At 72.6% G+C, this 23,595-nt stretch carries 18 protein-coding genes and 2 pseudogenes; 8 read left to right on the top strand and 12 right to left on the bottom strand.

The features are described from left to right. Positions 1 to 5: 5 nt before the first annotated feature. The 4 genes and pseudogenes from ACZ4Z3_RS17270 to ACZ4Z3_RS17255 all read right to left on the bottom strand — a co-directional run bounded on the left by ACZ4Z3_RS17270 (position 6) and on the right by ACZ4Z3_RS17255 (position 2,795). Positions 6 to 1,124: an SGNH/GDSL hydrolase family protein gene (locus tag ACZ4Z3_RS17270; RefSeq protein WP_468501766.1), complete on the bottom strand. Its 1,119-nt coding sequence runs from the start codon at positions 1,122 to 1,124 to the stop codon at positions 6 to 8. A gap of 207 nt (positions 1,125 to 1,331) precedes the next feature. Then, positions 1,332 to 1,923 (bottom strand): annotated as a pseudogene (locus ACZ4Z3_RS17265) (response regulator); the annotation flags it as partial. Between the two features lie 106 nt (positions 1,924 to 2,029). Further along, positions 2,030 to 2,137, bottom strand: a pseudogene (locus tag ACZ4Z3_RS17260) (ATP-binding protein); the annotation flags it as partial. Between the two features lie 244 nt (positions 2,138 to 2,381). Then, the gene (locus ACZ4Z3_RS17255) at positions 2,382 to 2,795 is read right to left on the bottom strand and encodes an SRPBCC family protein (RefSeq protein ID WP_055518512.1); all 414 of its coding nucleotides are present in this window, start codon (positions 2,793 to 2,795) and stop codon (positions 2,382 to 2,384) included. Between the two features lie 288 nt (positions 2,796 to 3,083). Here ACZ4Z3_RS17255 and ACZ4Z3_RS17250 point away from each other — a divergent pair, with 288 nt between their 5' ends. Further along, on the top strand, positions 3,084 to 4,064 hold the full coding sequence (locus ACZ4Z3_RS17250) for an SDR family oxidoreductase (RefSeq protein WP_468501765.1): 981 nt from the start codon (positions 3,084 to 3,086) through the stop codon (positions 4,062 to 4,064). 98 nt (positions 4,065 to 4,162) lie between these two features. On the opposite strand, the gene ACZ4Z3_RS17245 is transcribed toward ACZ4Z3_RS17250, so the two are convergent. The 5 genes from ACZ4Z3_RS17245 to ACZ4Z3_RS17225 all read right to left on the bottom strand — a co-directional run bounded on the left by ACZ4Z3_RS17245 (position 4,163) and on the right by ACZ4Z3_RS17225 (position 7,743). After that, positions 4,163 to 4,408, bottom strand: coding sequence for a hypothetical protein (locus tag ACZ4Z3_RS17245; RefSeq protein WP_468501764.1), 246 nt, complete (start codon positions 4,406 to 4,408; stop codon positions 4,163 to 4,165). Between the two features lie 39 nt (positions 4,409 to 4,447). Then, the gene (locus ACZ4Z3_RS17240) at positions 4,448 to 5,719 is read right to left on the bottom strand and encodes a cytochrome P450 (RefSeq protein ID WP_468501763.1); all 1,272 of its coding nucleotides are present in this window, start codon (positions 5,717 to 5,719) and stop codon (positions 4,448 to 4,450) included. 216 nt (positions 5,720 to 5,935) lie between these two features. Further along, a complete protein-coding gene (locus ACZ4Z3_RS17235) occupies positions 5,936 to 6,583 on the bottom strand; it encodes a hypothetical protein (RefSeq protein ID WP_468501938.1) in 648 nt (215 codons plus the stop codon). Between the two features lie 107 nt (positions 6,584 to 6,690). Then, complete coding sequence (locus ACZ4Z3_RS17230; protein WP_468501762.1) at positions 6,691 to 7,410, bottom strand: YqjF family protein; 720 nt, start codon at positions 7,408 to 7,410, stop codon at positions 6,691 to 6,693. A 99-nt stretch (positions 7,411 to 7,509) separates the two neighbouring features. Continuing rightward, entirely contained in the window at positions 7,510 to 7,743 is a 234-nt protein-coding gene (locus tag ACZ4Z3_RS17225) for a DUF6480 family protein (protein ID WP_468501761.1), read from the bottom strand. Positions 7,744 to 7,933: 190 nt separating this feature from the next. Between ACZ4Z3_RS17225 and ACZ4Z3_RS17220 the strand changes: the two genes are divergently transcribed. Beyond that, on the top strand, positions 7,934 to 8,413 hold the full coding sequence (locus tag ACZ4Z3_RS17220) for a DUF5709 domain-containing protein (protein WP_468501760.1): 480 nt from the start codon (positions 7,934 to 7,936) through the stop codon (positions 8,411 to 8,413). Positions 8,414 to 8,517: 104 nt separating this feature from the next. Here the strand turns inward: ACZ4Z3_RS17220 and ACZ4Z3_RS17215 are convergent, their stop codons facing one another. From ACZ4Z3_RS17215 to ACZ4Z3_RS17205, 3 genes are read right to left on the bottom strand one after another with little or no spacing between them, the layout of a single operon-like run. Continuing rightward, positions 8,518 to 10,812: an ABC transporter permease gene (locus ACZ4Z3_RS17215; RefSeq protein ID WP_468501759.1), complete on the bottom strand. Its 2,295-nt coding sequence runs from the start codon at positions 10,810 to 10,812 to the stop codon at positions 8,518 to 8,520. A 3-nt stretch (positions 10,813 to 10,815) separates the two neighbouring features. Further along, complete coding sequence (locus ACZ4Z3_RS17210; RefSeq protein WP_468501758.1) at positions 10,816 to 11,565, bottom strand: ABC transporter ATP-binding protein; 750 nt, start codon at positions 11,563 to 11,565, stop codon at positions 10,816 to 10,818. Further along, positions 11,562 to 12,077: a PadR family transcriptional regulator gene (locus ACZ4Z3_RS17205; protein ID WP_099965223.1), complete on the bottom strand. Its 516-nt coding sequence runs from the start codon at positions 12,075 to 12,077 to the stop codon at positions 11,562 to 11,564. Before ACZ4Z3_RS17205 ends, ACZ4Z3_RS17210 begins: the two co-directional genes overlap by 4 nt. A 125-nt stretch (positions 12,078 to 12,202) precedes the next feature. Here ACZ4Z3_RS17205 and ACZ4Z3_RS17200 point away from each other — a divergent pair, with 125 nt between their 5' ends. The 6 genes from ACZ4Z3_RS17200 to ACZ4Z3_RS17175 all read left to right on the top strand — a co-directional run bounded on the left by ACZ4Z3_RS17200 (position 12,203) and on the right by ACZ4Z3_RS17175 (position 23,458). After that, positions 12,203 to 13,471: an ABC transporter substrate-binding protein gene (locus ACZ4Z3_RS17200; protein ID WP_468501757.1), complete on the top strand. Its 1,269-nt coding sequence runs from the start codon at positions 12,203 to 12,205 to the stop codon at positions 13,469 to 13,471. Between the two features lie 236 nt (positions 13,472 to 13,707). Continuing rightward, complete coding sequence (locus ACZ4Z3_RS17195) at positions 13,708 to 15,306, top strand: glycoside hydrolase family 13 protein (protein ID WP_468501756.1); 1,599 nt, start codon at positions 13,708 to 13,710, stop codon at positions 15,304 to 15,306. A 52-nt stretch (positions 15,307 to 15,358) separates the two neighbouring features. Next, a complete protein-coding gene (locus tag ACZ4Z3_RS17190; protein WP_468501755.1) occupies positions 15,359 to 16,687 on the top strand; it encodes an ABC transporter substrate-binding protein in 1,329 nt (442 codons plus the stop codon). A gap of 5 nt (positions 16,688 to 16,692) precedes the next feature. Next, a complete protein-coding gene (locus ACZ4Z3_RS17185) occupies positions 16,693 to 18,051 on the top strand; it encodes an ABC transporter permease (protein WP_468501754.1) in 1,359 nt (452 codons plus the stop codon). Next, the gene (locus tag ACZ4Z3_RS17180) at positions 18,048 to 18,893 is read left to right on the top strand and encodes a carbohydrate ABC transporter permease (protein WP_468501753.1); all 846 of its coding nucleotides are present in this window, start codon (positions 18,048 to 18,050) and stop codon (positions 18,891 to 18,893) included. The genes ACZ4Z3_RS17185 and ACZ4Z3_RS17180 overlap by 4 nt, the downstream gene beginning before the upstream one ends. Positions 18,894 to 19,192: 299 nt before the next feature. Next, complete coding sequence (locus ACZ4Z3_RS17175) at positions 19,193 to 23,458, top strand: HAMP domain-containing protein (RefSeq protein WP_468501752.1); 4,266 nt, start codon at positions 19,193 to 19,195, stop codon at positions 23,456 to 23,458. The last annotated feature ends 137 nt before the right edge of the window (positions 23,459 to 23,595 follow it).

The following is a 23,595-nucleotide window of genomic DNA, read 5'->3' as shown; positions in this document are numbered from 1 at the left end:
GCCCGCTACCAGCGCAGCGGAAGGCGCGCCAGGAACTCGGTGAGCAGGTTCGCGAGGGTCCGGTGGTCGCTGAGCGAGGGATGCCAGTCGCAGCCGAGGAGGTCCAGGGCCGCGTCGCCGAAGAAGAAGTGGCGGACCCGGTCGTCGCCCCGCCGGTTGCGTTCCCGCACGATCCTCGTGGTCGCGTCGGCGAACGGCCGGGTGGCCGAGACCACCAGGAACGTGCTGGGGCCGTAGCGCGCCCGCAGCCGGTCGAGGAAGCCGTGGTAGGCGCTCTCGTAGTCGGCGACCAGCGCCTCCTGGGTGGCCCACCGCTCACCGGGACGCAGGGGCGTGGAGAAGTCGTTGATGCCCAGACCGATCACGACGACCTGGGGGCGCCAGCTGTCGGGCTTGCGCCACACGTCGCCGTCCACGTTCAGCAGGGCCCGCTCGTAGAACGTGCGGTAGCTGACGCCCGGGTCGCCGCCGTTGTAGTTGCGGACCATGCCGCGACCGGAGATCGCGTTGAGCTGGTGGTCCGCGTCGAGCCTGCGCGCGACCAGCGAGCCGAACGCGAGATCGGCGTTGCTGTTCCGGTTGACGCCGCCGTTGCCCGAACAGTCCCGGGTCTGCGAGACATTGCCGTACCCGGCGGTGAACGAGTCGCCGATGAACTCGATCTGCCGGGTGCGCGCCCGGGACGCGCCGAGGACGGCCCCGCCGGGGGCCGCCGTGAACCCGCCGAACCGCCCCACCGCCCACGGGCTCTCCGTGCGCTTGACCAGCCGCACCGTGTGCTCGGTGTCGGAGAGGCCGCGGAGCCAGGACACGGTGCGGCCCGGGGTGACCAGTGTGGCGGCGGTCGTCCCGTCGATCCGGACGTCGTAGTCGTTGTTCGAGTCGTCGAGGACGATCCCGATGCCCGTGCCCCGGAACCGCGCCTCGAAGTACACGCCGGGCCAGGTGTACTGCACCATCCCGTCGGCGGCCTCCTTGACCCGGCCCACGGTGTGGAAAACGGCCCGTGCGTCGGCGGCCGCCCGCGCGGGGGAGGGGACGGCGGCGGTGACGAGCCCTGCGGCGGCGGCCGCGACCAGGGTCCTGCGGGAGAGGTGTGACGGTGGGGGCAAGGGGCGAGACATGTGCATGTGACATCCCTTCGACACGCGGACGGACGGGCGCGGGTGTGGGAGCGCTCCCAGTGCATGCGCTTTCGAAGGTGACCGCCCCACACGGGCCCGTCAACCCCTCGGGTCGACATCCGTCACGCGGTCGGCATCCGTCACGCGCCGGACCGCCGCGACGGGCCGCCCACCCGCCCGGAAGCCGGACGGGCGCCCGCTAGGCCCCGGCGGACGCGTCAGGCCCTTGTGGTACGCGTAACGCACCGCCTGCGCCCGGTCCTTGACGCCCGTCTCGGCGAAGAGGTTGTTGATGTGCGTCTTGACCGTGGCCGGGGAGACGTGGAGGGCGCGGGCGATCTCCGTGTTGCTGAGTTTGCCGGCGATAACGGCCAGCACCGGCCTCACGGGCGGTCAGCCGGTCGGGGAGCGCGGCGGGCGCCGGATCCGGGGCCGGGAGGGCCGGTTGCTCCAGCAGACGCCGCTGGACCGACGGGGACAGACCGGCGTCCCCGTCCAGCACGGCATGGACCGCCCTTACGATCTCGTCGCCGTCGGCGTCCTTGGTGAGACAGCCGCGCGCCCCGGCCCGCAGCGCCGGGAAGAGCCAGTCGTCGTCGGCGTACGTGGTGAGCACGACGACCTCGGTGCCGGGGTGGTCGGCGCGGATGCGACGGGTCGCCTCGACGCCGTCGCAGCGGGGCATGCGCAGATCCATCAGCACGACGTCCGGAGCGAGTTCGGCGACGAGCCGTACGGCCTCCTCGCCGTCGCCGGCCGAACCGACCACCTCGATTCCGGGCAGCAGCCCGAGGATCATCACGATGCCCTCGCGCACCACGGTCTGGTCGTCGGCGACCACCACCCGTGCCGTCCGGCCGCCCCCTGTCCCCGCGTCTTTGGTTCTGCGTTCCCGGTCTCCTCGTTCACGCCGGCACCCGCAGCCGCACCACGAAGCCCTCCTCGTCCGGTCCCGCCTCCAGGGTGCCGCCGAGCCGTTCGGCCCGCTCCCGCATCCCGAGCAGACCGTACCCACACTGAGCCGTCCGCGGCCCGCCACACCTGCGGGGTCACCGCCCGGCCGAGGCCCGACTGTACCCGTCAAACTAGGCGGAAGCGCAGGTCAGGGGATCGGAGGCAGGGAGGATCGTGGGTGGAGGTGTGCTCTCCACCCACGGGGGGAGACGGGGTTTCCGGCGAGGGCCGGGGCGGGGCCCAAAGCGGCCCGTGCGCAACGGGGGCGTGTCCCGTGGTGAGGGCTGTGGCCGTGTCCCGGTGTCAGCCCGCCGCGTGGTCGACGCGCAGCCGCACCTGCTCCTCCAGGCGACGCAGGCTGGTGTCGAGGGCGTCGGCCACGGCCTGCTCGCCCGGATCGTGGCTGTCGTCGAAGAAGGACAGGTGGACCGTCACCTCGCTGGCCCCGCTGTCGATACCGGCGACCTGGAGCCACCCCGTGTAGCTCGACCGGCCCCGCGTGCCCCACTCCAACCGCATCTGCTCGCGCCGGGCGCGCAGCAGCGCGGCCATGTCCTCGTCCGTGCGGTCCTCGTGCACGGTGACAGCGGGCAGGCCGGCGGCCTCCACATGCAGGGCGTCCGGCAGCCAGGCGTCCAGCTGGTCGACGTTGGCAGCCTGGTCGAACACGTGCTCGGGCTGTGCGGGCATCGTGCGGGAACGTTCGTACTCGGTCATGGCGGCACCACCTTGACCCGTCTCGGCGCAGCGGATCCGCGCGTGAGCGTGCCGGGTACCCGGCGGCCTCCGGCGTGAATCAGCCGGGCGGCTGCGATGCCGGCTGCCGCGCGCGGCCGGCGCGGTCGTCGGCCGGCGGAGGTGACCGCGTGGTTTCGGGTACCCGTGCGCCGGCGGCGGCCACGAAGGGCGCGCTCGCCGGAAACGGCCGGCTGCACCAGATGGGAAGAGCGGCACACAGCCGAACAGCTGAACAGCCGGATACAACGATGTGCGAGGAGGTACGCGATGCGACTGCGGGATCACGTGGTGGTGGTGACGGGGGCGTCCAGCGGGATCGGCAGGGCCACGGCCGAGGCGTTCGCCCGCAAGGGGTGCGCGGTGGTGCTGGCCGCGCGGCGCGAGGAGGCACTGGAGGCGACCGCACAGGAATGCGGCAAACACCGAGGGGCCCGGACCCTGGTCGTGCCGACCGACACCACGGACGTCGGCGCGGTCGAGGAGCTGGCCGCGCGTGCCGTGCGGGAGTTCGGCCGGATCGACGTCTGGGTCAACAACGCGGCCGTCAACGCCTTCGGCCGCTTCGAGGACGTACCGATCGAGGACTTCCGCAAGGTCCTCGACGTCAACGTGATGGGCTATGTGTACGGGGCGCGGGCGGCGCTGCCGGTGATGCGCGCGCAGGGCCGGGGCACGCTGATCAACATCTCGTCCATCGCGGGTGCCGTCGCCCAGCCGTACAGCCACCCGTACAGCATGTCGAAGCACGCCGTGCAGGGTCTCGGGTCGAGTCTGCGGCAGCAGCTGCGGGTGGAGGGCGTGAAGGGCGTCGACGTGTGCACGGTGATGCCGGCGACCATCGACACCCCGCACTTCGAGCAGGCGGCCAACTTCACCGGGCGCAAGGTGCTCGCCATGCCGCCCGTGTACAGCCCCGAGCGGGTCGCCCACGCCGTCGTCGACCTGGTCCGCCGTCCCCGGCGCGAGGTCGTCGTCGGACCGGCGGGCAAAGCCCTGGTACGGCAGGCGCGGAGGTCGCCGGCCGCCGCGGAGCGGGCGATGGCGCGGCAGACCGACAAGACCCATCTGTCACACGACGAGGCGGCCCCGGCCACCCACGGCGCGCTGCATGTCCCGGCGTCCGGAGAGGGCGCGGTCCACGGCGGCTGGGGCGGCCGGCGCCGTACCGCGCTGCGCCGCACGGCCACCGTCGCGCTCGTCGGAGCGGGGGTGGCCGCCGCTGGCCGCCGGCTCGGCCGGACCGCCTGACACACGGGGGGCCGGGAGCGGCGGTTCGCGGCTCCCGGCCCACGGCACCAGGTGCGGCGGTGCCCCGGTGGGTCTCCACCGTCGCCGCCGCGCCCCGTTCAGCCGCCCTGCTCCGTCACGATCGCGTCGAGCGTCGCCGCCACCGCGTGGAGGTCGTCCGGCGCCGACCGGCCGGCCGCCAGGCGTTCCCTCAGCTCGCCGCCGGAGATGACCCGCAGGACGCCCTGTTCGCCCGCCGAGGCCAGCTCGTTGGCCGAGAGCACCTCGGCGCGTCCCCGCGAGAGCACCAGCGTGGCGTCGTCCTCGCGCTCCAGCAGTTCACGCACATGGCTTGCGGTGATCATCGGCCTGCCTCCCTTTCTCCCGAGGTCCTCGACGACGCCCTACCCCGCCGCCCGGCTGGTGGCGAAGGGCCGCATCGGTACGTGGACGCGCTCCATCACGAAGCCGCTGCGCACCCGCGCCGGGATGCGGGACAGCGGGATCCTCAGGTCCTGGGCCGGCACGTCGTACTCCAGCCGGGCCAGCCGTGGCCCGAGTGCGGCGAGCAGCGCGATCGTGGCGTCCTCGCCGGGGCACCGGTGGCCGTCGGCGCGGTCGCCCCCGCCCTGCGGGACGAGTGCGTCGCGGCCGGGCGGCGCCTTCAGGAAACGCCGGGGGTCGAGGACGAGGGGACGGTCCCAGAGGTCGGGGTCGTGGTTCTGCCCGTACAGGTCGAGCAGGATCAGCGTGCCCGCGGGGATGCGTTCCCCCTGCCACTCCAGGTCGGCGACGGCGCGCCCGCCGATGAAGGGCGCGAACGGGTAGAAGCGGCGCAGCTCGTGGGCGAACGCCACGGCGTACGCGGGGTCGTCCTCGGCGAGGCGCTGGCGGATCTCCGGCCGGAAGTGCAGCGCGTGTCCCGCGTAGGCGACGAACCAGCACACGGCGGCCGTGGGGCGGACGATGTTGAGCAGTTCGACCGCGGCGGTGTGCGGGTCGAGCGTCCGGCCGTCGGCGTCCCGGTGCCGTGCCACCGTTTCCAGCGGCGACCCGGCCGGTGCCGGGGCGGCACCCTCCCGTACGTCCTCCACCAGACGGGCGAGCCATGCCTCGCTGCGGCTCCGGGCGTGGCGGGCCCGCCAGTGCCGGGGCCCGGCGGTGGCGAAGCCGTCGACCATGGCGACCAGGTCGCGGGCCGTCTCCCCGGCGTCGTCGAGGGGGATGCCGGCCCAGCGGCAGACACCCCGGGTGAGGACCCGGCTCGCCTCGTCGAAGAGGACCACCGACGGCTGCCCGGACCACGCGTCCACGGCCTCGTCCCAGGCGGACGCGACCTCGTCCACCAGACCGGCGACCGCCTCCCGGCCGGTGAGCAGCGACAGGAACATGTCCTTGCGGACGCGGTGGGCGGTCCCGTCCAGCGTGTGCACGGCTCCGTGGCCGAACAGGGTGCTCAGCACGGGTCCGGGGAGCGCCGTCGCGCGTTCCACATGCCGTTCGTCGTAGAAGAACCGCACGGCCTCGGGGCCGCGCAGGGCGACGGCGTGCTGCCCCATGACACGGACGCGCACCAGAGGTCCGGAGGTGCGGCTCCAGAGGTCGGGGAGCCAGTTGTATCCCTTGACGAGTGCCGCGAGCGAGCTGTCCCCGAGCGGGGGGCGACTTGGATTCATGCGGCGCGAGTGCCCGCCCCGCGCCGTCGGTAACGCCGCGTCGCCCTCCTGGGACAGCCGGCCCCCGTCATCCGCCCCGGGAACAGCCGATCCGCCGCCCCATGGGCGCCCCGAGGCGGCCGGCCTGCCTCATCTGCCTCCGCGGTCTGTGGACCCGGTCTCCCCCCGGAAACAGGCGACCCGCCTCCACTGCCCACGGGGAGGGGCCGCCCGTCGTCATCCTCCTCCGCCCCCGGCTGTCCGCCGGTCGGTGCGGGCCGGCCGGCGGACCCGGACCGGTACCACCGTCGTGACGACGCGGGTGACGCCGGGGTTCCGGGGCACCGAACCGAAGCCGAACCGCACCGGGGGATCGACGGGCGCAGGCGCCCCGAGGTCGTCCCCCGCGTAGGCCGCCGACAGCGTACGGACCGGCCGCAGATCCCTCGCGCCGTACCACTCCCGTCGCCCCGAGCCGGCGCTGCCGCGTGTCCGCACGCCCCGCAGCAGCAGCCGGGCGGGGAGGTCGGTCAGGGTGCTCCAGGCCGGCCGCCGGGCGAGCGCGCCCGGCAGGGCACGCAGCAGCAGCCCCAGCGGACCGCTCCGCCCGAGGGTGAACCGCAGGTCCAGCGGCCCGGCCCGGACCGTCCAGGCCTCCCGGCCGCGGCGCACGTCGACCGGCACGACCCGCACCTCGTCGAAGCGGTACGTGCCGGCGATGAAGTCCGCCGTCCCCCGGGTCGGCGCCAGCAGCAGCCGGTGTCCGTCCGCCCGCTCGACCATCACGTCCCCGAACGGCCCGAACGGCGACACCTCCCAGTGCCCCACCACGACACGGGTCCCCGAGGACGTGCCGAGGCCCGCGATCCACCCTTCGAAGACCAGCCGCCCCGAGCCCCAGCCGAAGACGGGCCGCCCCGAGCCCCAGCCGAGGACCGGCCGCCCGGAGTCCCAGCCGAGGACCGGCCGCCCGGAGCCACGGCGACGCACGGTCACCGGCTCCGCTCTCGCGTGCCGCTGCCCTCGGCGTCCTCCGCGCACGGGCGGGGCCGGGACATCCCGAGCCGTACGTGCCTGACCCCCGGTGAGAAGTGCGCGAGGGGCTCGGCGCCCGGCGCGGGAAGCCCCGCCTCCGTCGTGAGGGTCTCCTCGACCGCGTCCACGGTGGCCTCGCACAACGGCCACGGCTCGTGCTCCACGGGCGTCTCCCAGATCCGGCCGAACCGGCTGGTGTACGCCCGCCAGCGCGAGGTCAGCCACACGTCCCGCTCAGCCGGTCTGATCGGCTCACCGGGGCGGATCACCAGACGGTACGACGCCCCGCCGCTCCACCGGGTACCGGCGTACGACACGGCCGTCGCGTCCCGCGAGGTCCGCAGCCGGCCCAGCCGGTACGGGGCGCCGACGGCCCGGGCCGCCAGCATGAGCGGGCAGGCCACCTCGATGGAGAGGAACCACAGCCCGTCCCGCCCGTCCGGCGTCCGCACATACGTCCGCAGATTGGTCTCGGCGAACGTCGGGAGCCCCCGTGCCGACGCGGGCAGGCCGGGGGTGCGGACGTCGGCCATGACGAACGGCGTGAGACTCACCCACGCCGTGTCCTCGTACGTGTCCACCTCCAGGCCCTCCGGCAGGAGGGCCTGGACCTGGTCGGGACGGAACGGCCAGTGCACGAATGCCTGCGTCGACCATCCGGCCCGCAGAACGGGCATCCGCACCCGTTCCTCTGCTCCATAGGCCACCACAGCGTGCGGGTCCCCGTCCGCGGCCCGTGGAAACGCGGTAGGTCGCGGACGGGAACGGGCCGCGCCTCACTCGACGATCAGTGCCACCGCCATGCCGATCAGCCCGGTAGCGATCATCACCGCGAGCAGGATGATCAGCACGAGAGGCAGGGCACCCCATCCCTTGCGCCGCACGGCGGGCGGGTCGGGACGGGCGACGCCGGAGGTCCCGCCCTCGGCGGGCGGCGTCTCACCCGGGGGCACTCCGCCACCCGGTTCCAGGCCGGTGGTCCGGTTCGGCTCGGGGTCAGGGCTCGTCATGGCAGACCCTCCTCCCGCTCGCCCTGTCACTTCCCTCACCCACGGTCCTCATCCTCGTGAGGGGTGGGGAGGACGAGGTCCGGGTTTCCCCGGTCCACCCGGCGAAACAGCTGCGACGGGGGTGTCACACCGCCGCTCCTCGGTACTCCGCACGGGAACAGCAACCAGTCACCGTCAGCGGGAGGCGACCATGAGCGAAGAGAACCCGGCGACCGACGCCTACCAGCCCACCGGCGGCAACGAGGAGCAGGAGGACGCCGCCCCGTTGGATCTCCAGGACGCGGTCGACGAGCGCACGTACGACGACATGCTCGACGAGGGCTACTCCCCGCCCGAGAGGCCACTGGGCGTCTCCAAGACCGGCACCACGGCCGCCGAGCAGCACGAGGGCGAGTCCCTCGACGAACGGCTGCGCCAGGAGGTCCCCGATGTGACGGTCCCGCCCGGCGACGGGGTCGGCGACCTTCCCGGCGGCGAGGGCGAGCCCGTCGACCCGGAGGCCGGCGCCGACCGTGCCGGTCGGCTCGTGGCACCGGACGAGGGCGCGCACCCCGACACCACGAAGGAACTCGTCGCCGAGGACGAGGGCATCGACGGCGGAGCGGCGGGCGCGGAGGAGGCCGCCGTGCACATCGTGCCCGACGACCGCCTCCCGGGCCCCGACGACTGAGACCCGTCCCGGCGCACCGCGCCGCGCCGACGCGCCTGCGAGCCGTCCGTGGCGGAGGGCTGGAAGGGGAGCAGTGCCCCGCTGCCCATGGGGCTGTCCGCGCGCTACGCCGCCGCGCCCAGCGTGTCCGCGAGGCGGCGGCGGGCGGCGCGGAGTGCGGGCAGGACCGCGAGCGCCAGGGCGCCCAGTACCGCCGCCGCGGCGAAGACCGACAGCACGACGGGGGAGGGGCCCCGGGCGATCCCGGCCCCGATGCCGCTGGAGCTGCCCTGCGCGTCGATCAGCCAGTGGGCGAGCGGCAGCCCCAGCGCCAGGGCGACTGCCGTCGCGACGAGGGCGGTGCACCCGGTGGCCGTGACGGTGATGCCGGTGATCTGCCGCGGCGACAGCCCGATCGCCTTCAGCGCCAGCAGATCCCGCTCGCTCTCGCGGACCGTGCCGCCGATGACCGTCAGCAGTTCGACGAGCCCGATGAGCGCGAGGACCCCCAGCAGGCCCACGACGACACCACGCAGCGGCGACAGACCGTCGGCGGGATTGGTCACCGTGTGCACGTCCAGCCGGCCCGGCCCGGCCGCCGCGGTCAGTTCGGCGGCCACCCGCCGCGGATCCGCACCGTCGCGCAGCCGCACCTGGTAGAGCGTCGGCCGGAGCCCGGGATCGTTCTCCCGCAGGGTGTCGAGCGAGGTGGAGATGGTCCGGCCCGCGTTGTCCGGCTCGATGCTGCGGCCCACGATGTGCAGGATCTGGGGCCGACCGGCCACGGTCAGCCGCACCCAGTCGCCCACCGCCACGTCCAGCAGGTCGAGCAGACCCTGCCCGGCCACCGCCTCGTCGGGACCGCGTGCGGGACGGCCCTCGGCCAGTGTGAACGGGTACGGCTCCGCCTCCGTGCCGAGGCCCCGCAACGCGATCGTGGCCGTCTGGCCCGACACCAGGGCCGCCACCTCGACACCCGGATGTGCCGCGGCGACCTCAGGGTTGCGCGCCAGGAGCGCCCGGGCCTCCGCCTCGCCGAGGCCGTCGTCGACGCGGACGGTGAGCGCGGCCGCCAGCCCGATCCGCTCCGGCTCGCTGTGGAAGCGGTCGATGGTCGTCCACGCGCTCATCGCCACCACGATCAGCGTCAGCGGCAGCGCGAGGCGGGCGATGGTGGCCAGGGACCGCGGCCGGCGCGTGAACGCCCGGTGCCAGCCGAGTACCAGCGCGGGTGGCAGCCCTAGAGCGAGCCCCCGCCGCGCCACTCCCGGCAGCCGCCCGCCGGCCGGTACGGCGGCCCGCGGCACCGGCACCGGGGGCACCCGCCCCGCCCGCCAGGCCGCGAGCCCGGTGGTGGCCCCGATGAACAGCACCACCCCCACCGGCACCGCGACGAGGGCGGCGGTGTGCCCCGGCATGCCCTGCCACAGGTCGACCGCGTCCCCGAGGCGTCCGGGCAGCAGCGGGCCCAGCGCCTGGGTGAGCGCCGCCGCGGCCACGGCACCCAGCAGCGCGTACGCCAGATGCTGGAGCAGGAAGATCCGCACCACCTGGCCCGGAGTGAAGCCGATCGCCTTCAGGATCGAGATGTCCCGCAGATGCCCCCGGACGCGGGTGCCGATCGCCCCGTGCACGGCCAGTCCGGCGGCGACCAGAGCGCCCAGCCCGAACAGCCCCAGCACCAGACCGAGCAGCCGGTCGTCGCCCTCCGCCTCGGCCCGTGCCTGCTGCCAGGCGGAGACCTCGCTGACGGCACCGGCGCCGAGCAGGGTGACGGCCCGCTGGACGGCGTAGTCGGTGTCGTCGGGGTCCGTCAGACGCAGCCCGATCACCTGGCCCTGCTCGGCGGCGGCGCGGGGCAGGGCGGCCGGCCGGACCCAGACCAGGCCCGGCCGCTCGCCCTTGCGGTAGCGGGGCTCGGCGCTGTCGGCGACGCCCAGCACGGTCAGTTTCCCGCCGCCGCCGGGCAGGGACAGCACGTCACCGGGGCCGGCGAGCAGGGTCCGGGCGAGGCTGCCCTCCAGCACCACACCGTCGGGGCGGCCGGGATCCAGCCACCGGCCGGAGGTGAGCAGCGGTCGGCCCACCTCGGGCCGCTCGGCGGTGCCGCGCAGCTCGACGGAGGCACGGGTGCCGCGGGAGGTGACCGTGGTGTCGGCGGTCGCGTAGGGGCCGGCCGTGGACTCGACGCCCGCCAGCTTGGCGAGCTCGGACACCTCGGCGGAGGGCGCGGTGTGGATCCACACATGGGCGCCGCGGGACTGCGTGAACAGCCGCTGCCACGGGTTCGTCGCGTACCCGAAGAGCGCCGTCGCCAGCAGCAGGGACGTCACGATGCCGACGGTGGCCAGCACCAGGAACAGTGCCTCGCCCCGGTGGGTGCGCAGGTCCGAGTGCGCCCAGCGCAACATGGCTCGCATCCGTCAGTCCCTCAGCTCCAGCACGGCGGGCACCCCCGCGCCGGGCGACGGGGCGCCGTCCAGCTCGACGTCGTCGGCTATCCGGCCGTCGAAGAAGCTGATCACCCGGTCCGCGGCGCTCGCCAGCCGGGCGTCGTGCGTGACGAGGAGGATCGTCTGGCCGCGTTGGTGGAAACGCGACAGCAGTCGCATCACCTCACGGGTGCCCTTGCTGTCCAGGCTGCCCGCCGGCTCGTCGGCCAGCAGCAGGGGAGGACGGTTGACCAGGGCCCGGGCCAGTGCGACCCGCTGCTGCTCGCCGCCCGACAGCTCGCCCGGCATACTGCGCTCCTTGCCGGCGAGCCCCAGCTCGGCCAGCAGCTCCGCCCGCTCGGCGCGGGCACGCTTGGCGGAGACCCCGGCCAGCAGCGCGGGGAGTTCCACGTTGTCCGCGACCGACAGATTGGAGACCAGGTTGAAGAACTGGAAGACGATGCCGATACGGCGGCGGCGCTCCACGGCCCAGCGGGCCTCGCTGTAGGCGTCCGTGCGCTCGCCGTCCAGCCAGATGCTGCCGCTGTCCGGGCGCTGGAGCCCGCCGAGCAGATGCAGCAGCGTCGACTTGCCCGCGCCGGACGGGCCGGTGACGGCCACGAACTCGCCCCGCCGCACACACAGGTCCACCCCGCGCACGGCGTGGGCGGGCGCGCCCTCCCCGTGGTGGGTCTTGACGAGTCCCTCGGCCCGCAGCACAGCAGTGGGCGCGTCGCTCATTCCGGCTTCTCCAGTTCCTCCTGGCAGCGCTCCAGCCAGTCGAGATCGGCCTGGAGATGCAGCATGGCGCCCTCGATGAGCAGCTGGGCGATGCGGTTGTCCCGGTGGTCGGCCGTGGCGAGTTTCGACAGATTGCGCATGGTGTTCAGGTAGTGGCGCCGTTGTCGGTTGATCAGGGTGATCTGGTCGGCGAGACCGGTCTGCGGGGCGAGCGCGAGCTTCATGAAGAACTCGTCCCGTACCCGGGGCTCGTCCGACGTCTCCTCGTACCAGGCGCTCAGTGCCTCCTGCCCGGCAGCGGTGAGGCGGTAGATCTTCTTGTTGGGCCGGCTCGACTGCTCGACCTCCTCGCCCTCGATCAGGCCCGACTTCTCGAGGCGGCCGAGGGTGACGTAGATCTGGCCGATGTTCGGCTGAGGGTACGCGGCACCCAGGAGTTGCTCAAGGTCCTGCTTGAGCTCGTAGCCGTGGGCCGGGCCGCGCGCCAGCAGGGCCAGGAGGGGCAGGCGCACTCGAGCTGTCCTCCTCGCGGCCTCGTATTGTGTTCCAGGCCCTAGTATCGCCCATACCTAACGGGTATACATAGCCTCTGACTCCGGGCGAAGGTGCCCGGCGCCGGGTGCACAGGGAGGAACCTATGCGGTGGATACGCGCCGCCGGTAGGGGCCTCCTCGTTCTCGCGGTCGTCCTGGCCGGTTACGGCGCCTCCGGCGCGCAGGCCCAGGGCGGACTCCGGGGCCGCGGTCCGCTGACCCTGGCCACCGCGGGCGACCTCACCGGCTACCTCGGCCCCCTCCTGGAGGGCTGGAACCGCGCCCACCCCGCGGAGCGGGTCACCCTCGTCGAACTGCCGGACTCCGCGGACGAGACCCGCGCGCAGATGATCACCGATCTGCGCGGCGGCGACCGCGGCCGTTTCGACGTGCTCAACATCGACGTCACGTGGACCTCGGAGTTCGCCGCCGCCGGCTGGATCCGCCCGCTGCCGCGCAACCGTTTCCCGCTGGGCAGCTTCCTCCGGCCGGTCGTGGACACGGCGACGTACGACGGACGCCTCTACGCCGTCCCGTATGTCACCAACGCCGGTCTGCTGCTCTACCGCAAGGACGTCCTCGCCGAGGAGGGCGTCCCGCCGCCCCGCACCTGGGCCGAGCTGGAGCACTACGCGCGGACCATCGCGCCCGAGCACGGCCTCGACGGCTACGCCGGTCAGTTCCTGCCCTACGAGGGCCTCACCGTCAACGCGGCCGAGGCCGTCTACTCGGCGGGCGGCACGATCCTCGGCGACGAGGGCGAACGCGTCACGGTGGGCTCGGCGGCCCGCGAGGGCATCGGGTTCCTCGCCCGCGGCGTACGCGACGGGTGGATACCCCGGGAGGCGCTGGAGTACAAGGAGGAGGAGTCCAAGCGGGCCTTCCAGGACGGCCGGCTGCTCTTCCTGCGCAACTGGCCCTACGCCTACGTCGGCGCCTCCGCCCCCGGCTCCGCGGTCGCCGGGAAGATCGGCGCCGCACCGCTGCCCGGCCCCGACGGACCCGGCACGAGTGTGCTCGGCGGCTCCAACCTCGCCGTCAACGCGCACGCCGAACACCCCGACACCGCCGCACGCCTGATCACGTACCTCACCAGTGAGCGAGTCCAGCGGCAGGTCCTCACCCGGGGCGCGCTGCCCCCCGTGCGCGCGGACCTCTACCGGGACCCCGAACTGATCCGGGAGTTCCCCTATCTGCCGACGCTGCGCCGCAGCGTCCTCGCGGCCGCCCCGCGCCCCAAGAGCCCGCGCTACGACCAGGTCAGCATGGTCGTGCAGGCGGTCGTCCACGACGCGATGACGGGCCACTCGACGCCCGAGGCCGCGGTGCGGAGGCTCACGCGGGAGCTGGCCGACATCTCCCGCCGCGGCTGACCCCTTCCATCCCGCCGTCCCTACATACATGTTAGGTAACGCCCGGGTATCGACCTGCCGTGCTGTGGGGTCAAATATCCGCATTTAAAGGGCCAGTGCTCAGATACCTGCTGTTCATTCGTTGACACCCCCGCGAAACGCCTACATAACATGCATGCATAACCGTCAGCTCGCACAGACAGGCCAACGGGGTGAGCTCCAAGCGCATCGAATCGCGTCACTGGTGGCGTGACGCAGTGATCTACCAGGTGTACGTCCGCAGCTTCCTGGACAGCACCGGCGACGGCGTCGGCGATCTCGCCGGGGTCCGGGCCGGACTGCCGTACCTGAAGAAGCTGGGCGTCGACGGCATCTGGCTGAGCCCCTTCTATCCCTCCCCGCAGCACGACCACGGCTACGACGTCGCCGACTACTGCGACGTCGACCCGCTCTTCGGCGACCTCGCCGAGTTCGACCTGCTGGTGGCGGCCGCCCGGCGGCTCGGCGTCAAGGTGCTCCTCGACATCGTGCCGAACCACTGCTCCAGCGATCACCCGTGGTTCCGCGAGGCCCTGGCCTCCCCGCCGGGCAGCGAGGCCCGCGCCCGCTTCCACTTCGCCGACGGGCGGGGACCGGACGGAGCCGAGCCGCCCAACAACTGGCACGCCATGTTCGGCGGCCCCGCCTGGTCCCGCGTCACCGAGGCCGACGGCCGGCCCGGCCAGTGGTACCTGCACATGTTCACGCCCGAGCAGCCCGACTGGAACTGGCGTGACGCCGAGGTCGGCGCGTACTTCGACCGCGTCCTGCGCTTCTGGCTCGACCGGGGCGTCGACGGCTTCCGGATCGACGTCGCCGCCGGCCTCTTCAAGCACCCCGAGCTGCCCGACTCGCCGGACCCCGAGGCCGACGCCCGCACCCGCGACTCGGTCAACCCGCTCGCCTGGAACCAGCCCGAGGTCCACGACGTGTGGCGGCACTGGCGGGCGGTGTGCGAGGAGTACACGGAGCGGGACGGCCGCGAGCGGCTCCTCGTCGGCGAGGTCTCGGTCCCCACGGCACGCGAGCACGCCCTGTACGTGCGCCCCGACGAACTCCACCAGGCGTTCTTCTTCGACCTGCTGAGCGCCTCCTGGGACGCCGACGCCTTCCGCAAGGTCATCACCGAGGCCATGCAGGACATCGCGGGCACGGGATCGACCGTCACCTGGGTCCTCAACAACCACGACCAGGTCCGCACGGTCACCCGCTACGGCGAGCCCGTCGAGGGCAGCGGCCTCGGCGCCGCCCGTGCCCGCGCCGCCGCCCTGCTGATGCTGGCGCTGCCCGGAGCCGCCTACATCTACCAGGGCGAGGAGCTGGGCCTGCCCGAGGTCGTCGACCTGCCCGACGACGTGCTCACCGACCCGATCTTCCGCCGCACCGGCAGCCGCGCCCGGATCCGCGACGGCTGCCGGGTGCCGCTGCCGTGGTCCGGGCAGGCCTCCCCGTTCGGCTTCACCTCCGGGGTCGAGGGCGCGAAGCCCTGGCTGCCGCAGCCCGAGTACTTCGCCGAGTACGCCACCGACCGCGCGCTCGCCGACACCCGCTCCTTCTGGCACCTCTACCGCGACGGTCTCCAGCTGCGCGCCGCCCTGCCCCAGCTCGGCGAGGGCGAGATGCGCTGGCTGGACACCCAGCCCGGCGTCCTCGGCTTCGTCCGCGGCGACGGCCTGGTCTGCGCCGTCAACTTCGGCACCGCCCCCTCGCCCGCGCCCGTCGCCGGCACCCCCCTGCTGTCCAGCGGTCCCTGCCCGGCCGGGGTCCTCCCCGGCTCCACGGCCGCCTGGTGGATCGGCGACGACGCCGGTTCCTGAGCCCCCACCCCCCTCACACCGTCCATTCCCCCGCTCCGAAGGGACATCAACGATGATGCGACGACGTACCACCCTGCTCACCGGCTGCACCGCCCTCGCCCTGGCGCTCGGCGCCACCGCCTGCGGAGGCGGCGGCCCCGTCGCCGCGGGCGGCGGCGACAAGGCGCTGAACGGCCAGACGGTCACCGTCGCCGGCGTCTGGTCCGGCAGCGAGCAGAAGAACTTCCAGAAGGTGCTGGACGCCTTCACCGAGAAGACCGGCGCCAAGACCCAGTTCGTGTCCACCGGTGACAACGTCTCCACCGTCGTCGGCAGCAAGATCGAGGGCGGCAACGCCCCCGACGTGGTGATGGTCCCGCAGGTCGGTGTGCTCCAGCAGTTCGCCCGGAACGGCTGGCTCAAGCCGCTGTCCGGCACCACGCGGAAGTCCGTCGACGCCAACTACGCCACCGTGTGGAAGGACTACGGCAGCGTCGACGGCACCCTCTACGGCCTGTACTTCAAGGCCGCCCACAAGTCGACCGTCTGGTACAGCCCCGACGCCCTCGACACCGCCGGCGTCAAGCCGCCGAAGTCGTACGACGCCATGCTGAAGGCCGGGCGGACCGTCTCCGACTCGGGCCTCGCCGCCTTCTCCGTCGCCGGGCAGGACGGCTGGACGCTCACCGACTGGTTCGAGAACGTCTACCTCTCCCAGGCCGGCCCCGAGAAGTACGACGCCCTCGCCGCCCACAAGCTGAAGTGGACGGACGGCAGCGTGGTCGACGCGCTCACCACGCTCGGTGAGCTGTTCGGCGACAAGCAACTGCTGGCGGGCGGGCAGAAGGGCGCCCTCAACACCGACTTCCCCGGCTCCGTCGAGAAGGTCTTCGGCCCCGAGCCCGAGGCCGGCATGGTCTACGAGGGCGACTTCGTCGCCGGCGTCGCCAAGGACCAGTTCGGCCGGAAGATCGGCGAGGACGCGAACTTCTTCCCGTTCCCGCCGGTCGGCGGCGGCAAGGCACCCGTGGTCAGCGGCGGTGACGCGGCCGTCGTCCTCAAGGACGGCAAGAACACCAAGGCGGGCATGGCCCTGCTGGAGTACCTGGCCACCCCGGAGGCCGCCGCCGTGTGGGCCGAGGCGGGCGGTTTCCTCTCCCCGAACAAGAAGGTCGACCCCGCCGCCTACGGCGACGACGTCACCCGCACCACCGCCGAGTCCCTCATAGCCGCCGGGGACTCCGTCCGCTTCGACATGTCCGACCAGGCCCCGGCCGCCTTCGGCGGGACCAAGGGCGCCGGCGAGTGGAAGATCCTCCAGGACTTCCTGCGCGACCCGTCCGACCCGAAGGGGACCGCCGCACAGCTGGAGGCCGCCGCGGCCAAGGCGTACAAGGGCTGACCGCGATGACCGCCACTGCCACGAAGGTGGCCGTTCCCCCCGCCGCCGAACCCGCCGTGCGTCAACGGCGCGCCCGGCGGCGGGGCCGGATCGTCGCCCTCCTCTTCGTCTTCCCCGCCCTGCTCCTGCTCGGCGCGCTCGTCGTCTACCCCGTGCTGTTCTCCGTGGGCCGCAGCCTCTTCGACGCCACCGGCACCCGGTTCGTCGGCGGCGAGAACTACACCGAGATGTTCCGCGACCCGGCCACCCTCAAGGCGGTCCGCAACACCGCGATCTGGGTCGTCGTGGCGCCGGCCCTGCTGACCGGGCTCGGGCTGATCCTCGCGGTGCTCGTCGAGAAGGTCCGCTGGGCCACCGCGTTCAAGCTGCTCCTCTTCATGCCGATGGCCGTCTCCTTCCTCGCCGCCGGCATCATCTTCCGGCTCGCCTATGACGAGGACCCCGACAAAGGCGTCCTGAACGCGGCGGTGGTCGGCGTCCACGACGCCTTCCAGGGCTCCTCGTCGTACCCGACGGCCCGCGCCCGTGACGGCCAGGGCCTCAGCGCGGGCGCCGACGGCTCCTACCGCACCAGCACGACGGTGTCGCCCGGCGACACGGTCGCCCTCGGCCTGGTCGGCGTCGCGCCCAAGGACCTGCCCGAGGGCGCCCGGCCCGCCCGTACGGCGGCCGCCCGTGAGACGGCCCCCGACGAGCTGCGCGGCGTCGTCTACCTCGACTTCACCCGCGGCGGGGGCGGAGAGCCCGGCCGGGTCGACCCAGAGGAGAGCGGACTGCCCCGGATGACCGTCGAGGCGGTGCGCGACGGGAAGACGGTCGCGAGCACGACCACCGGAGCCGACGGCTCCTTCCGCTTCGCGGACCTCGCCGAGGGCACCTACACCGTCGCGCTCCCCGGCTCCAACTTCGCCCCGCCCTACGAAGGCGTCTCCTGGCTCGGCCCGGCGCTCGTCACCCCCGCGATCATCGGCGCCTACCTGTGGATCTGGACCGGCTTCGCGATGGTGCTCATCGGCGCGGGCCTGTCCACGCTGCCGCGGGACACGCTGGAGGCGGCGCGGATGGACGGTGCCAACGAGTGGCAGGTGTTCCGCCGGATCACCGTGCCCCTGCTGGCGCCCGTGCTGACCGTGGTCTTCGTGACCCTCGTGATCAACGTGATGAAGGTGTTCGACCTCGTCTACATCATCGCGCCCGGACCCGTGCAGGAGGACGCGACCGTGCTGGCCACCCAGATGTGGCTGGTGTCCTTCGGCGGCGGCAACAACCAGGGCCTGGGCAGCGCCCTCGGGGTCCTGCTCCTGCTGCTGGTGATCCCGGCCATGGTCTTCAACGTCCGTCGATTCCGAGGGAGTCAGCGATGAATCTCGGTGCGCTCCGGCGCGGACTGGGCAACAGCCTGGTCCAGGCCTTCCTGGTGGTCATCGGGCTGATCTGGCTCACCCCGCTGGCCGGACTGCTCCTGTCGTCACTGCGGTCCGCCGAGGACACCGCCAGGGGCGGATGGTGGACGACGTTCACCAGTCCCGGGCAGCTGTCCTTCGACAACTACGCGGCGCTGCTGGAGAACGCGGGGATCACCAAGGCGTTCTGGAACACCGTGCTGATCTCCGTACCCACGACGGTGCTCGTGGTGGTGATCGCCGCGCTCGCCGGGTACGCCTTCGCCTGGCTGGACTTCCCCGGCCGTGACACGCTGTTCCTGCTGGTGGTCGCCCTGCTGGTGGTGCCGGTGCAGATCGGTCTGCTGCCGGTGGCGAAACTCTTCGGCCAGCTCGGACTCTTCGGCACGATCCCGGGTGTCGTCCTCTTCCATGTCTCCTACGGACTGCCGTTCGCCGTGTTCCTGCTGCGCAACTACTTCGCGGAGATCCCGAAGGAGATGCTGGAGGCGGCCCGGATGGACGGGGGAACCGAATGGCGGATCTTCACCCGGCTCGTCCTGCCGGTGGGACGGCCGGCGATCGCGAGCCTCGCCATCTTCCAGTTCCTGTGGGTATGGAACGACATGCTGGTGGCGCTGCTGTTCGCCGACAGCTCCTCCCAGCCGCTGACGGTGGAGCTTCAGTCGCAGATCCGTCAGTTCGGCAGCAACATCGACGTGCTGGCGCCGGGCGCCTTCCTGTCGCTGATCGTGCCGGTGGTGGTGTTCTTCGCCTTCCAGCGGCACTTCGTGCAGGGGGTCATGGCCGGGTCGGTCAAATAGCGCCCCGAGGCCGCCGGCGGCGCGCTCACGGCGCCGGCCGGACGGCCGGGCCGAACCGCACCGAGTGCCCCTTGTTCCTCGATGTATGCCCCCCGGTGCGGGGTCTTTTCGTGGCGGCCGAGATGTCTGTACGAGGCTTTGGTCGTGGCGCGACAACTGAGTTAACCTTCACCGGATTTTCTCATCCGGCTCATCCGTGAACTGCGGAAACGCCGAGGAGGAGCGGGCCCCGTCAGGGGCCCGGCGCGGGTTCCGAGTCCTCGGGGTGAGGGCTCTAGGGGAGCGGAACGAGGGTGCGCATGAGCGGCAAGACGATCGAGGGCACCGACCGGGCCCCGGGCGAGCAGGAACTGCGGCAGTTGCTGGCCGGACTGACCGCCGTACGGGACGGCGACTTCGGCACCCGGCTGCCGTCCGACGGCGACGGGCTGCTGGGTGACATCGCCACGGTCTTCAACGGCATGGTGGACCAGCTGTCCGTGTTCACCTCGGAGGTCACCCGCGTCGCGCGCGAGGTGGGCACCGAGGGCACGCTCGGCGGTCAGGCCGAGGTGCCGGGGGTCTCGGGCACCTGGGCGGACCTGACCGACTCGGTGAACGCCATGGCGGGCAACCTGACCACTCAGGTGCGCGACATCGCCCAGGTGGCGACGGCGGTCGCCAAGGGCGACCTGTCGCAGAAGATCGACGTCCCCGCCCGCGGCGAGATCCTCCAGCTGAAGGAGACCGTCAACACGATGGTCGACCAGCTGTCGTCGTTCGCCGACGAGGTCACCCGGGTCGCCCGCGAGGTCGGCAGCGAGGGCCGCCTCGGCGGGCAGGCCCAGGTGCCCGGTGTCGCCGGCGTCTGGCGCGACCTGACCGACTCGGTCAACTTCATGGCGGGCAACCTGACCTCGCAGGTCCGCAACGTCGCCCAGGTGACCACGGCGGTCGCCCAGGGCGATCTGTCGCAGAAGATCACCGTGGACGCGCGCGGGGAGATCCTGGAGCTGAAGAACACCATCAACACGATGGTCGACCAGCTCTCCGGCTTCGCCGACGAGGTGACCCGCGTCGCCCGCGAGGTCGGCACCGAGGGCCGCCTCGGCGGGCAGGCCGACGTCAAGGGCGTCAAGGGCACCTGGCGCGACCTCACCGACTCCGTGAACTTCATGGCGGGCAACCTCACCGCGCAGGTCCGCAACGTCGCCCAGGTCGCCACCGCGGTGGCCCAGGGCGATCTGTCGCAGAAGATCACCGTCGACGCGCGCGGGGAGATCCTGGAGCTGAAGAACACCATCAACACGATGGTCGACCAGCTCTCCGCGTTCGCCGACGAGGTGACCCGCGTCGCCCGCGAGGTCGGCACCGAGGGCAATCTGGGCGGACAGGCGATCGTCCGGGGCGTGTCGGGTACCTGGAAGGACCTCACGGACAACGTCAACGTGATGGCGTCCAACCTGACCGGCCAGGTCCGCTCCATCGCCCAGGTCGCCACCGCCGTCGCACGCGGCGACCTCTCGCAGAAGATCACGGTCGAGGCCAAGGGCGAGGTCGCCGCCCTCGCGGACGTCATCAACACGATGGTCGACACCCTCTCCGCCTTCGCCGACGAGGTGACCCGCGTCGCCCGCGAGGTCGGCACCGAGGGACGCCTCGGCGGCCAGGCGCACGTGCCGAACGTCGCCGGCACCTGGAAGGACCTCACCGACAACGTCAACTCGATGGCCAACAACCTCACCGGCCAGGTCCGCAACATCGCCCTCGTGACCACCGCCGTCGCCAACGGCGACCTGTCGAAGAAGATCGACGTCGACGCGCGCGGCGAGATCCTGGAGCTGAAGACCACCATCAACACGATGGTCGATCAGCTGTCGTCGTTCGCCGCCGAGGTCACCCGAGTCGCCCGCGAGGTCGGCAGCGAGGGCCGGCTCGGCGGGCAGGCCGAGGTCGAGGGCGTCGAGGGCACCTGGAAGCGGCTGACGGAGAACGTCAACGAACTCGCCGGGAACCTCACCCGCCAGGTCCGCGCCATCGCCGAGGTCACCAGCGCCGTCGCCGAGGGCGACCTGACCCGCTCCATCACCGTGGAGGCCTCCGGCGAGGTCGCCGACCTCAAGGACAACATCAACTCCATGGTGGAGTCCCTGCGGGAGACCACGCGGGCCAACCAGGAGCAGGACTGGCTGAAGACCAACCTCGCCCGGATCTCCGGCCTCATGCAGGGCCACCGCGAGCTGCCCGTCGTCGCCGAACTCATCATGGACGAACTCTCGCCGCTGGTCTCGGCGCAGTACGGCGCCTTCTACCTCGCCGAGGACACCGAGCGCGGCCCCGAGCTGCGGCTCGTCGGCTCGTACGGCTACCCCGACGACACCGACCGGCCCGACCGCATCCCCGTGGGGCGCTCCCTCGTCGGGCAGGCCGCGCGCAACCGCAGGCCCATCAGCGTCGAGGAACTGCCGCCGGGCTACGTCACCATCTCCTCCGGCCTCGGACAGGCCGTGCCCAGCGCCCTGGTGGTGCTGCCCATCGTGGTCGAGGACCAGGTCCTCGGCGTCATCGAACTGGGCTCCGTCACCCGCTTCACCCAGATCCACCAGGACTTCCTCGCCCAGCTGATGCCCACCATCGGCGTCAACCTCAACACCATCGTGGCCAACGCCCGCACCGACGAGCTGCTGGACGAGTCCCAGCGGCTCACCGCGGAACTCCAGGCACGCTCCGCCGAGTTGCAGGTGCAGCAGGACGAACTCCAGCGCTCCAACGCCGAACTGGAGGAGAAGGCGTCGCTGCTCGCCTCGCAGAACCGCGACATCGAGGCCAAGAACCTGGAGATCGAACAGGCCCGGCAGGAACTGGAGACCCGCGCCCAGGAACTGGCGCTCGCGTCCAAGTACAAGTCGGAGTTCCTGGCCAACATGAGCCACGAACTGCGCACCCCGCTCAACAGCCTGCTGATCCTCGCCCAGCTGCTCGCACAGAACCCCTCCCGCAACCTCACCCCCAAGCAGGTCGAGTACGCGGGCATCATCCACTCGGCCGGCTCGGACCTGCTCCAGCTGATCAACGACATCCTCGACCTGTCGAAGGTCGAGGCCGGCAAGATGGACGTCACCCCCGAACGGGTCCCGCTGCGCAAGCTGCTGGAGTACGTCGAGGCGACGTTCCGGCCGATGACGACGCAGAAGAGCCTCAAGTTCACGGTGGCCACCGCGCCCGGCACACCGGCCGACCTGCTCACCGACGACTCCCGGCTGCGGCAGATCCTGCGCAACCTGCTCTCCAACGCGGTGAAGTTCACCGAACAGGGCGGTGTCGAACTGCGCATCGAGCCCGCCGCCGACCGGGAGGTGCCCCTCGGCGTCCTCCGCGGCGGCCCCGTGGTGGCCTTCCGGGTGAAGGACACCGGCATCGGCATCCCCCAGCAGCAACTGGAGGCGATCTTCGGCGCGTTCCAGCAGGCCGACGGCACCACCAGCCGCAAGTACGGCGGCACCGGCCTCGGCCTGTCGATCACCCGGGAGATCGCCCATCTGCTGGGCGGCGCCGTCACCGTCGACAGCACACCGGGTCAGGGCAGCACCTTCACGCTCTACCTCCCCGTGGCACGCGCCGACTTCGAGGACGTACTCGCGGGCGGCGCCCGGCCCGTGGAGCAGTCCGACAGCGCCGAACTCCCGCCGGCCGCCCCGTCGGACACCGCTCCCGCCGTGACGGCGGAACGGCGCAGGCGGCGCCTCCTCGTCGTCGAGGAACGGCCGCGCGGGCTGCTGACCCTCGTCGCCGAACGCGCCGTCGCGGACATCGCGCCCGACCCCGACGACCCGCTCGGCGCCATCGACATCATCACGGCGGTGGGAGCACAGGAAGCGGCGAGCACCCTGGCCGCCGACCCCTGCCACTGCGTCGTCCTGGAACTCGGCATGCCCGACGGCGAGGGCGCCCGGCTGCTGGAGGCCATGGAGGGCGACTCGGCCCTGGCCAGCGTGCCCGTCCTGGTGCACACCGGGCACCGCGTGGACCTCGCGCAGGAGCAGACGCTGCGCTCCCGCGCGGAGAGCCGCCCGCTGGACTTCCTGTCCAGCCTCGACGAACTGCGCGAACGGATCACGCTGCACCTGTCCGCCGAGGAGCCGGGCGACGTGCTGTCCCTGGTCCGGGGCGACGATCTGCAGCGCCCGGCAGCCGAGGTCGTCGACGACGCCTTCGTCGGCCGTACCGTGCTCGTGGTCGACGACGACGCGCGCAACCTCTTCGCCCTCAGCGGGGTCCTCGAACTGCACGGCTTCCAGGTCCTGCACGCCGACAACGGCCGCAAGGGCATCGAGATGCTGCTCGCCCACCCCGACATCTCGCTCGTCCTGATGGACGTGATGATGCCGGAGATGGACGGCTACACCGCGACCGCGGAGATCCGCGCGATGGACCGGTACGCCGAGCTGCCCATCATCGCCGTCACCGCCAAGGCCATGCCCGGCGACCAGGAGAAGAGTCTCGCGTCGGGCGCCAACGACTACGTCACCAAGCCCGTCGACACCAACGACCTCATCGGCCGCGTCCGACGTTGGCTGTCCACGTGACGGGGAACCCGCCCCGCCGCGCGCACCAGCCGACCGCCTGGCGTCCCCGGACGCCCGAGCCCAGGAACAGGCCAACCGTGAGCAACCTCCACCAGCCCACCGACCCGCCGGACCCCGGCGCCCCGCCGGGCGAGCCG

This window comes from Streptomyces sp. NPDC030296, assembly GCF_055572815.1.
Note: the sequence above shows the minus strand (reverse complement) of the source record. Positions and strands in the feature narration are given on the sequence as shown.

What these genes read in the sequence shown, in the direction of transcription:
- ACZ4Z3_RS17220 (WP_468501760.1), top strand. Translation starts at nt 7,934, where the DNA reads ATGAGCGAAGAGAACCCGGCGACCGACGCCTACCAGCCCACCGGCGGC.
- ACZ4Z3_RS17215 (WP_468501759.1), bottom strand. Translation starts at nt 10,812, where the DNA reads ATGCGAGCCATGTTGCGCTGGGCGCACTCGGACCTGCGCACCCACCGG.
- ACZ4Z3_RS17180 (WP_468501753.1), top strand. Translation starts at nt 18,048, where the DNA reads ATGAATCTCGGTGCGCTCCGGCGCGGACTGGGCAACAGCCTGGTCCAG.
- ACZ4Z3_RS17210 (WP_468501758.1), bottom strand. Translation starts at nt 11,565, where the DNA reads ATGAGCGACGCGCCCACTGCTGTGCTGCGGGCCGAGGGACTCGTCAAG.
- ACZ4Z3_RS17250 (WP_468501765.1), top strand. Translation starts at nt 3,084, where the DNA reads ATGCGACTGCGGGATCACGTGGTGGTGGTGACGGGGGCGTCCAGCGGG.
- ACZ4Z3_RS17245 (WP_468501764.1), bottom strand. Translation starts at nt 4,408, where the DNA reads ATGATCACCGCAAGCCATGTGCGTGAACTGCTGGAGCGCGAGGACGAC.
- ACZ4Z3_RS17190 (WP_468501755.1), top strand. Translation starts at nt 15,359, where the DNA reads ATGATGCGACGACGTACCACCCTGCTCACCGGCTGCACCGCCCTCGCC.
- ACZ4Z3_RS17225 (WP_468501761.1), bottom strand. Translation starts at nt 7,743, where the DNA reads ATGACGAGCCCTGACCCCGAGCCGAACCGGACCACCGGCCTGGAACCG.
- ACZ4Z3_RS17255 (WP_055518512.1), bottom strand. Translation starts at nt 2,795, where the DNA reads ATGACCGAGTACGAACGTTCCCGCACGATGCCCGCACAGCCCGAGCAC.
- ACZ4Z3_RS17200 (WP_468501757.1), top strand. Translation starts at nt 12,203, where the DNA reads ATGCGGTGGATACGCGCCGCCGGTAGGGGCCTCCTCGTTCTCGCGGTC.
- ACZ4Z3_RS17270 (WP_468501766.1), bottom strand. Translation starts at nt 1,124, where the DNA reads ATGTCTCGCCCCTTGCCCCCACCGTCACACCTCTCCCGCAGGACCCTG.
- ACZ4Z3_RS17175 (WP_468501752.1), top strand. Translation starts at nt 19,193, where the DNA reads ATGAGCGGCAAGACGATCGAGGGCACCGACCGGGCCCCGGGCGAGCAG.
- ACZ4Z3_RS17230 (WP_468501762.1), bottom strand. Translation starts at nt 7,410, where the DNA reads ATGCCCGTTCTGCGGGCCGGATGGTCGACGCAGGCATTCGTGCACTGG.
- ACZ4Z3_RS17185 (WP_468501754.1), top strand. Translation starts at nt 16,693, where the DNA reads ATGACCGCCACTGCCACGAAGGTGGCCGTTCCCCCCGCCGCCGAACCC.
- ACZ4Z3_RS17240 (WP_468501763.1), bottom strand. Translation starts at nt 5,719, where the DNA reads ATGAATCCAAGTCGCCCCCCGCTCGGGGACAGCTCGCTCGCGGCACTC.